The sequence below is a fragment of the Actinoplanes sp. NPDC048791 genome, from assembly GCF_040650095.1.
Lineage (GTDB): Bacteria > Actinomycetota > Actinomycetes > Mycobacteriales > Micromonosporaceae > Actinoplanes.
In genome coordinates this window covers 1-5,589 of sequence record NZ_JBEZGQ010000558.1, presented here as the reverse complement: position 1 = coordinate 5,589, position 5,589 = coordinate 1, and the positions used below count along the sequence as shown (strand labels likewise).

Annotated in this window: 7 protein-coding genes and 1 pseudogene; 1 reads left to right on the top strand and 7 read right to left on the bottom strand. The window is 70.2% G+C overall.

Going from position 1 to position 5,589, the window contains the following annotated elements; genetic code table 11:
- The 3 genes and pseudogenes from AB0C29_RS30985 to pyrR all read right to left on the bottom strand — a co-directional run.
- Positions 1–151, bottom strand: a pseudogene (locus AB0C29_RS30985) (dihydroorotase); the annotation flags it as partial.
- The gene (locus AB0C29_RS30980; protein WP_360556191.1) at positions 148–1,071 is read right to left on the bottom strand and encodes an aspartate carbamoyltransferase catalytic subunit; all 924 of its coding nucleotides are present in this window, start codon (positions 1,069–1,071) and stop codon (positions 148–150) included. The gene AB0C29_RS30980 and the pseudogene AB0C29_RS30985, both read right to left, overlap by 4 nt.
- Positions 1,068–1,652 (bottom strand): bifunctional pyr operon transcriptional regulator/uracil phosphoribosyltransferase PyrR, encoded by a 585-nt coding sequence (gene pyrR / locus AB0C29_RS30975; RefSeq protein WP_360827544.1) that lies wholly within the window; start codon positions 1,650–1,652, stop codon positions 1,068–1,070. The genes AB0C29_RS30980 and pyrR overlap by 4 nt, the downstream gene beginning before the upstream one ends.
- Positions 1,653–1,939: 287 nt before the next feature.
- Between pyrR and AB0C29_RS30970 the strand changes: the two genes are divergently transcribed.
- On the top strand, positions 1,940–2,428 hold the full coding sequence (locus AB0C29_RS30970) for a transcriptional regulator (RefSeq protein ID WP_015624001.1): 489 nt from the start codon (positions 1,940–1,942) through the stop codon (positions 2,426–2,428).
- 834 nt (positions 2,429–3,262) lie between these two features.
- On the opposite strand, the gene nusB is transcribed toward AB0C29_RS30970, so the two are convergent.
- From nusB to AB0C29_RS30950, 4 genes are all read right to left on the bottom strand, one after another.
- Positions 3,263–3,673 carry a transcription antitermination factor NusB gene (nusB, locus tag AB0C29_RS30965; RefSeq protein ID WP_212992722.1) on the bottom strand — a complete coding sequence of 137 codons (411 nt, stop codon included), beginning with the start codon at positions 3,671–3,673 and terminating at the stop codon, positions 3,263–3,265.
- A 23-nt stretch (positions 3,674–3,696) separates the two neighbouring features.
- Positions 3,697–4,254: an elongation factor P gene (gene efp / locus AB0C29_RS30960; protein ID WP_360827541.1), complete on the bottom strand. Its 558-nt coding sequence runs from the start codon at positions 4,252–4,254 to the stop codon at positions 3,697–3,699.
- Between the two features lie 91 nt (positions 4,255–4,345).
- Positions 4,346–4,774 (bottom strand): type II 3-dehydroquinate dehydratase, encoded by a 429-nt coding sequence (gene aroQ, locus AB0C29_RS30955; protein WP_360827538.1) that lies wholly within the window; start codon positions 4,772–4,774, stop codon positions 4,346–4,348.
- On the bottom strand, positions 4,771–5,589 hold an 819-nt coding region (locus tag AB0C29_RS30950), incomplete at its 5' end, for a 3-dehydroquinate synthase family protein (protein WP_360827535.1). The genes AB0C29_RS30950 and aroQ, both read right to left, overlap by 4 nt.

Below are 5,589 nucleotides of genomic sequence, written 5' to 3'. Positions count from 1 at the left end.
GGTCGACCAGGCCGGGCAGGGCGACCAGACCGGCGGCGTCGATGACCTCCGCGTGCGCGTCGGTCCCGGTGGCGATCACCCCGTCGCGGATCAGCAGGTCGGCCGGCGCGGCGCCGAGCAGGGAAACACCCTTGATCAGGTACGAGGTCATGCCTTGCCTCCGAGCAGCAGGTAGAGGACGGCCATCCGGGCGCTGACACCGTTGGCGACCTGTTCGACGATCGTGGAGCGGGAGGAGTCGGCCACCTCGGGCGCGATCTCCATGCCGCGGTTCATCGGTCCGGGGTGCATGACGATCGCGTGCTCCGGCAGCTTGCGCATCCGGGGCACGTCGAGGCCGTAACGCCGGCTGTACTCGCGGGCCGAGGGGAAGAAGGAGTCCTGCATCCGTTCGGTCTGCACCCGCAGCATCATCACCACGTCGGTGTCCGGCAGGACGCTGTCCAGGTCGTAGGAGACCTTGGTGGCCGGCTCCAGCGCGGCGGCGATGTCCACCGGGATCAAGGTCGGCGGCCCGACCAGGGTGACCTCGGCGCCCAGCGTGCTGAGCAGCAGCACGTTGGAGCGGGCGACCCGGCTGTGCAGGACGTCACCCACGATCGTCACCCGCAGGCCGTCGATCCGGCCGAGCCGCGAGCGCATCGTGTACGCGTCCAGCAGCGCCTGGGTCGGGTGCTCGTGGGTGCCGTCCCCGGCGTTGATCACCGAACCATCCACCCAGGACGCCAGCCGGTGCGGCGCGCCGCTGGCCGGGTGCCGGATCACCACCGCGTCGGCGCCCATCGCCTGCAGGGTCAGCGCGGTGTCCTTGAGGCTCTCGCCCTTCGACACGCTGGAGCCCTTGGCCGAGAAATTGATCACATCGGCGGAGAGCCGCTTCGCCGCCGCCTCGAACGAGATCCGGGTGCGGGTGGAGTCCTCGTAGAAGAGGTTGACCACCGTACGGCCGCGCAGTGTCGGCAGCTTCTTGACCTCGCGGCCGGCCAGGGCGGCCATCTCACCGGCGGTGTCCAGGATCAGGGTGGCGGTCTCGGCGTCCAGGTCGGCGGCCGAGCGCAGGTGCTTGATCATCGAGTCTCCTCCGAGCCGGAGAGCCGTACCTCGTCCACGCCGCCGTCGGTCTCGGCGAGCGAGACCCGGACGCTCTCCGACTGCGCGGTGGGGATGTTCTTGCCGACGTAGTCGGCGCGGATCGGCAGCTCCCGGTGGCCGCGGTCGACCAGCACGGCGAGCTGCACGGAGCTGGGCCGGCCGACGTCGTTGAGCGCGTCCAGCGCGGCCCGCACCGTGCGGCCGGAGAACAGCACGTCGTCGACCAGGATCACCCGGCGCCCGTCGATGCCGTCGCCCGGGAGCTCGGTCTTGCCGAGCGCGCGGGTGGCGTGCAGCCGCAGGTCGTCGCGGTAGAGCGTGATGTCGAGCGCGCCGACCGGCACGTCGATGCCCTCGAAGGCGTGGATGCGGGCGGCCAGCCGGCGGGCCAGCGGTACGCCGCGGGTGGGAATGCCCAGCAGCACGGTGCCGGTGGCGCCGGAGGTCTTCTCCAGGATCTGGTGCGCGATCCGGTCGACGACTCTGTGCAGGTCGGACCCGGAAAGGATGATCTTCGAAGTGCCCTGCTGGGCGGATGTGTCTGCGCGTGGGTATGCCACGGCGGACCTCCTTCCCCGCCTCACGGGACGGGTCGTTAAAGGACGTCGGTCAAGCAGACCCGGGTAGGGGTCGCTTGATGGCTGACGCTACGTTACCAGTGAGCGCGGCGTTGACCATGGTGACGTGGCTGACCCGCCGACCAGACGGACGAATGCGGGCAACTCAGTCTCGGGCCCGGCGACTCATCGGTCGACACTTGACCAGAGGTTGCAAACTCCGTACCGTCACGCAGCGTAGCGATCCGAGGAAGAACCCTCCGGGCCAGCACAGTACTGGGAGTGTCCGAATGCCGTCTGAGTACGCCAAGTCGTTGGGCGCCCGCCTGCGCTCCATCCGCCAGCAGCAGGGCCTGTCCCTGCAGGGCGTGGAAGAGAAGTCGAACGGCCGCTGGAAGGCCGTCGTCGTGGGTTCGTACGAGCGTGGCGACCGCGCCGTCACCGTGTCACGCCTCGCCGAACTGGCCGACTTCTACCGCGTCCCCGTCTCGGAGCTGCTGCCCGACGGCAGTGGTGTCCGGCTCGAGGCCACCAACAAGATCGTGCTCGACCTGGAGAAGCTGTACGACGCCGCCGGCGAGGACCTGGCCTACGTCGCACGCTACGCCCGGGCCATACAGCAGCAGCGCGGTGACTACAACGGACGCGTCCTGTCGATCCGTGCGGACGACCTGCGCGCGCTCGCCATCGTGTACGACATCTCGCCGTCCGGCCTCATCGAGCGCCTGACCGAGCAGGGTGTCCTGGTCGCCGACCCGCGGGCGTTCTTCGCCTCCTGATCGCCACCGCCGAAGAGGGGTCCCGCACAAGCGGGTCCCCTCTTCGCGTCTTCACCGGCCTGCTTCCACCGGCGCGCCCTCCCGCCGATCCGGCCCGGCCCGACCGGCGCGCCCTTCCGCCGGTCCGTCCCGCCCGACCAGCGCGCCCTCCCGCCGGTCCGCCCCGGCCGGCCAGCGAGCCCTCCCGTGATCCAGCCCGCCCGACCAGCGAGCCCTCCCGCGATCCAGCCCGCCCGACCAGCGCGCCCTCCCCCGGTCCGGCCCGCCCACTCGGTCACCGCGCCGAGTGACCGCCCCGGTCAACCTCATCCACCCTGGCGACCTCACCCAAAGCGATCAACGCGGGCACGGCACCAGGTGCGCGATACGCAGCGTTGCCGACCCGGCCCCGACCACCGCGATCTTGATCACAATCTCGCGCGTGGCCGGCCCGCCCCGAAGACGGCCCGGCACGACCGGACGCGGTCACCACCGGCGCCGCATCGGTCACCCGAGCCTCACCCACCTGACTCCTCTCAGCCAGATCGGTCCTGGTCAATGGCCGCCCTGCCATGATCACCCACAGGGGCGAGCGCCCGCCAGCGGGCACGCATCCCGTGACCGCGGGTGACCGAATCACTCAGCGCGGCGTGGGTTTGACCTTCGCGCAGCGCGGGGTTGACCTTCGCGCGCAGCGCGGAAGCGCAACCAAGCAAGCACATGGCAGGGAGCGCAGCGACCGGTCTCGACGGGAGTGACGGTCAGCACCATGCAACCAGGCACGACCAGAACTTGACCTTGAGCTTGAACACAGAACGGCCCGGACCAAAAGGCCCGGGCCGTCGCGAAACCAAACTATCTGCTGGCGAATTCGGCGATGCGTCCGAGCAGACCGTTGAGGAAGCGCGGGCTGTCGTCGGTGGACATCTGCTTGGCCAGCTCGACCGCTTCGGAGATCGCCACCGGGTCGTCGATCTCGCCCACGTAGAGCAGTTCGAAGACCGCGATGCGCGCGAGGTTGCGGTCCACCACCGGCATGCGGTCGATGGTCCAGCCCTCGGCGTAGCTGGCGATCAGCTCGTCGATCCGGTCGAGGTTCTTGGCCACGCCCTCGACCAGGCTGACCGTGTAGTCCAGGTGGTCGGGGCGGGGCTTCTCGATGCGGTCCAGGTAGGTGACCAGGACCTGCGCCGGCGGCAGATCGCGCAGGTCGGCCTCGTAGAGGACGTCCAGCGCCCGCTTGCGCGCCTTGCGGCGCGCCGGCATCTGGGTCTTGGGGCCCTCGGCCATCAGCTACGGCCGAGGTAACGGCCGTCGCGGGTGTCGACCTTGATCTTCTCACCGGTGGTGATGAAGAGCGGGACGTTGACCGTCGCGCCGGTCTCGACGGTGGCGGGCTTGGTGCCGCCGGTGGAGCGGTCGCCCTGCAGGCCGGGCTCGGTGTAGGTCACCTCGAGGAACACGCTGGTCGGCAGCTCGATGTAGAGCGGCACGCCCTCGTGCGTGGCGACGGTGGCCTCGGCCTCGGGGAGCAGGTAACTCGCGTTGTCGCCGACGGTGGGGCCGGGCACGGTGATCTGCTCGAAGGTGTCCAGGTCCATGAAGACGAAGTCCTCACCGTCCTGGTAGAGGTACTGCATCGTGCGCTTGTCCACGGTCGCGGTCTCGACCCGGGTGCCGGCGTTGAACGTCTTGTCAACGACCTTGCCGGAGAGGACGTTCTTGAGCGTGGTGCGCACGAACGCCCCGCCCTTGCCCGGCTTGACGTGCTGGAACTCGACGACGGCCCAGAGGGCGCCTTCGAGGTTGAGCACGAGGCCGTTCTTCAGGTCGTTGGTGGAAGCCATGTCCTGCCTTGGTCTTTGAAAGCGATGGTCTGGAAAGCGTGCAGGTGACCGAGCGAGTTTACCGGCGTGAGTCGTGAACAGGCGAATCGGGTCAACGGCGGCCGGCGAGGTGCTGCAGCGCGAGGCGGTAACCGTCGACGCCGAGGCCCGCGATCACCCCGGTGGCGACCGCCGAGACGACCGAGTGGTGCCGGAACTGCTCACGGGCGTGGATGTTGCTGATGTGTACCTCGACCAGCGGGGCGCGCAGCATCGCGCAGGCGTCGCGGACCGCGTACGAGTAGTGCGACCAGGCACCCGGGTTGAGCACCACCGGGGCCTCCTCGTCGGCGGCGGCGTGCAGCCAGGCCAGCATCTCGTGCTCGGCGTCGGTCTGCCGCACCTCGACGTCGAGGCCGAGCTCCCGGCCCTCCTCCTGGCACAGCTTCACCAGGTCGGCGTACGAGGTGACGCCGTAGACGTCGACCTGGCGGCTGCCGAGCCGGCCCAGGTTCGGCCCGTTCAGGACGTACGTCTTCACGCGGACACCGCCCGGTAGGCCTCGACCAGGGTCTGCTCGGAAGGACCGGTGAGGATGCCCGGCCGCGCCAGGCCGTCGAGCACGACGAAGCGCAACGTGTCGGCCCGGGTCTTCTTGTCGACGCGCATGGCGGCGAGCAGGTCGGGCCAGGCCGCGGCCGGATAGCTGACCGGCAGTCCGAGCAGGGTCAGCACCGCCCGGTGGCGGGCCGCGGTGCCGTCGTCCAGCCGGCCGGACAGCCGGGACAGCTCCCCCGCGTAGATCAGGCCGACGGCGACCGCGTGGCCGTGCTTCCAGGCGTAGTGCTCGTGCTTCTCGATCGCGTGGGCCAGCGTGTGACCGTAGTTGAGGATCTCCCGCAGCCCGGACTCGCGCAGGTCGTTGCCGACCACGTGGGCCTTGACCCGGATCGCCCGCTCGACCAGCTCCCGCAGCACGGCACTGCGCGGGTCGGCGGCCGCGGCCGGGTCACCCTCGATGAGGTCGAGGATCACCGGGTCCGCGATGAAACCGCACTTGGCCACCTCGGCGAGCCCGGCGACCAGGTCATCGGCGGGCAGCGTGTCGAGCACGTCGAGATCGCAGAGCACCCCGGCGGGCGGGTGGAAGGCACCGACCAGGTTCTTGCCCGCGGCGGTGTTGACGCCGGTCTTGCCGCCGACGGCCGCGTCGACCATGCCGAGCAGCGAGGTGGAGACCGGCACCCAGCGCACGCCGCGCAGCCAGCTCGCGGCGACGAACCCGGCCAGGTCGGTCACCGCGCCGCCACCGATGCCGAGGACGACGTCGGTGCGGGTGAAGCCGGCCGCGCCGAG